At 57.2% G+C, this 3359-nt stretch carries 2 protein-coding genes; both read right to left on the bottom strand.

What is annotated here, in order from left to right; all coding sequences use genetic code 11:
• Window positions 1-2429: calcium-binding protein (locus ACW73I_RS22850; RefSeq protein ID WP_458031816.1), on the bottom strand; the 2429-nt coding region annotated here is incomplete at its 3' end.
• Window positions 2344-3359 (bottom strand): calcium-binding protein (locus ACW73I_RS22845; protein WP_458031815.1); only part of this gene is annotated, 1016 nt, incomplete at its 5' end. The genes ACW73I_RS22850 and ACW73I_RS22845, both read right to left, overlap by 86 nt.

The following is a 3359-nucleotide window of genomic DNA, read 5'->3' as shown; positions in this document are numbered from 1 at the left end:
TGCCGGGTTAACCGAACATCGCTATGTTGGATGCCGGCACCGAATACGACGCGGTCGTTTTCGGCATCCGCTTGCCAGGGTATGACGTCGTTTTCACTCTCTTTACCGAACAAATAAGCATCGGCGCCGGCGCCGCCGATCAGGACGTCGTTGCCGCTCCCGCCGACCAAGGTATCGTCGCCTGCGCCGCCCATTAGCGTGTCGTTGCCTGCGTCGCCGTACAGGGTGTCGCCGCCGCCGTCGCCTTCCAAGTGATCGTCGCCGCCGCCTCCCCACAAGCTATTGGCGCCCGCCCGACCGGCCAGATGATCGGCGCTTGCCCCGCCGTAGAGGTTGCCGTCATCGGTTTGCAGCGCGAGTTCGAGCGAACCATAGACATTCGTCCCTGCCCATTCGCGTAGAGAGGCGATATTCAAACGCTCGTCGTCGGTCGCAATCGACAATTCGGTTCCGAACAAGGCTTGCTCGATGACGACCAGACTGCCGTCGGGTTTGGAAATGATGACGTCGCCGCTTTGCCTGTCGACCAGCGGCATATAGCTGCCGGAGCCGGTTGCGGCGATTTGCAGATGGTTGGAACCGGCATGATCCCGAATATGGGTCGTGCCGTTGCCGTCGACTATGTAGTTGTCGTTGCCGGCGCCACCGAGCAGCAGGTCGTCGCCTGCGCCGCCGTTGAGGGTATCGTCGCCTTGGTGCCCGCTGAGCGTGTCGTCGCCCGCCCCGCCCTTGAGCGTATCGTCCCCGGCGCCGCCGTATAGCTTGCCGCCGCTGTCGCCCAGTTGCAGGTCGACGGCCGTGGTCAACGTGCTGCCGACCAGGGTTTCCAGGTCCAGCGTATTGCCGTTGGCAAATTCCAGCGTCGCGTCGCTGCCGAAGAAGGCGTTTTCCAGTTTCAACGTGCCGCCGATATCCAGGGCGATGTCCAGACGGCGGTATTGATTTTGCTCGCCATAGTTTGTGACGCTGAGGCCGTTCGCGGCAATGCCAGTGGCGGCGGCGAGCTTGATTGTGCTACGGCCTTCGGTATCGTTGATGGTGTCTTCGCCGGTGACGTTGAGATAGGTGTCGTCGCCGGCGCCGCCGGCGAGATAGTCGGCACCCAAGCCCCCGTCGATCCGGTCGGTGGTGTTGGTGCCGATGATCGTGTCGTTTTGGTCGCTGCCATCCAGATCGAAGCCGCGTGCTAACAATTGGCCGATACTGAGTACCGTGCCGTCGGCGAATTGGAATTGGCTGACGGCGGAACTATTGAACACGTCGGTTTGATCGAAGTTTTCGATATGTACGGCATTGCCGTTACCCAGATCAAGCATCAAAGAGCCCAGTTCCAGGGTGATATCGTTGGGGTTAACTCCCACACCGAAGATGATCTTGCTGTTTTTTTCGGGATCGTTATCGATGATATGGTCGATACCGTCGCCGGCATTGATGATGTAGGTGTCGAAGCCTTCGCCACCGTAGAGTTCGTCGTTGCCGCCGCCGCCGATGAGAATGTCGTCGCCGCCGTTGCCGTAGAGCGTATCGTCGCCAGCGCCGCCGTCCAGATAGTCGTTGCCGTGATATTGCAAGGCCAGCTCCCCTTCCGAAGCGTCACCCCACAAGGTGTCGTTGTCGGCGCCGCCGAGCAAGATATCGTCATTGCCGTCGCCGATCAGTAAGTCGCTACCCGCACCGCCGTCCAGGAAGTCTTTGCCGTGCGGCGAGGCAGGCGTTGTCGAATAATAGCCGGTGGTGACGGTGCCGTCGCCGCGCATAAAGTCGTTGCCGCTGCCGCCGATCAGCAGGTCGTGGCCGCCGTTGCCGGTTAGCGCGTCGTTGTCCGCACCGCCATCGAGATAATCGTCGCCGTGACCGCCGATGATGTCGTCATCACCGCCGTCGCCAAAGACCACGTCCGGGGCATTATCCAGCGCCAATGATCCGCCGCCATTTATGGTTTGAGTGTTGTTCCCATTATCGTATACGCCCCAAGTGTTGCCTTGTATCCAGACCGTTTTGCCAGCCGGCGGTTGCCAGATATCGTTAGGCCCGGTGCGTTGCGGTGCGATTAAGCCGGTGGCGCTGAGGATTTCGTCGCGGCCGTCGCCGCCGTGGATGACGTCGGAACCCGCGCCGCCGCCGATCAAGTCGTCGCCCGTGCCGCCATCGATTTGATCATCACCGACCCCGCCGTCCAACGCGTCGTTGCCGCCCAGTCCGTCGATTTTGTCGGCTTGCGCGCTGCCGGTGATGACGTCGTTGAAATCGGCTTCAGCGACGCCGTTGCCAAGGGTGCCATCGTTTTGCCAGCTGACGGCACCCCATTTATAGGTGTTGTAGTCGGAGTCGGTCGGAGCGACATCAGTATCTGTCTCGATGCCAATCAGCGGCGCCCGTTGGTCGCCGATATAGGTACGGGTTACCGCAGCCGGCCCCGCACCCACCATCGCCCAAGGTGATGCTTAAATCGCCAGGGTGCCAGTTTTGTACTTTGATGAGGTCACCGTTTTTGACGATGTATAAGGTCTGGGTCTCGTTTTCTTCGGTTTGCAGGATATAGCTGATAGGAGCTTGGGGATTTTGCCGATCTTGCCAAACGTTGTCGCTGCGTTTGAACCAGTTAGTCGGCGTGACATTGCCGTCGCCTTGGATGACAACCGTATCCCAATACAGATAGCCCAGCCCATCGCTATCGATAATAGTGTCGATTCCGTCACCTTGGCTGTGTACGTAAATGTCACTGCCTTCGCCGCCTAATAACGTGTCGTTGCCGGTGCCACCAATGAGAGTATCGTTGCCTGCATCACCTTTAATTTGATCGCATCCAGAACCACCCGATAACGTATCATTTCCGGTATATCCCCAAATAATATCGTCATTAGATGTGCCGGTAAGCTCGGTATCAAAATTAAGAAGATTGTCTAGACCCGGCCAATCCCCTTCAGGGATATAAGGCATCGTCTGATTTACATCAATTCCAACGGCATTTAAAACAGACGCTATTGTGGAATTGCTGTTTTGGTCAAAATTATATGGAAGTTCAGCATTCTCAATATTTTGCACTTGCTGTAACAATATTGCCCATACGTCTTCTGCCGATCTTCCATTAAGATGGATTTCTCGACTACCGCGATCGGCCGCAGTTAGAGGATTTCCGAAAGCGTCTACTCGTTTGTCGAGAGAATCAATAGCATTAAGCAGCATCCCACTCTGTACGACAATATTGCCAAAGGCGGGATTGATACTCGGGCCGCCGCGCAAGACAAATTCATTTCCAGCGTCATCCTGATAAACAAGATATAGCAGGCTGTTGAAATTTGCCGCCATACCTTCGGTTTCGACGCCATTTTTTGAAGCGCCGGGTGGTCTGCTAGCCT

This window comes from Methylomonas sp. MgM2, from assembly GCF_054172045.1.
The sequence above is the reverse complement of the archived record's forward strand: the minus strand, read 5'-3'. Positions and strand labels throughout refer to the sequence as shown.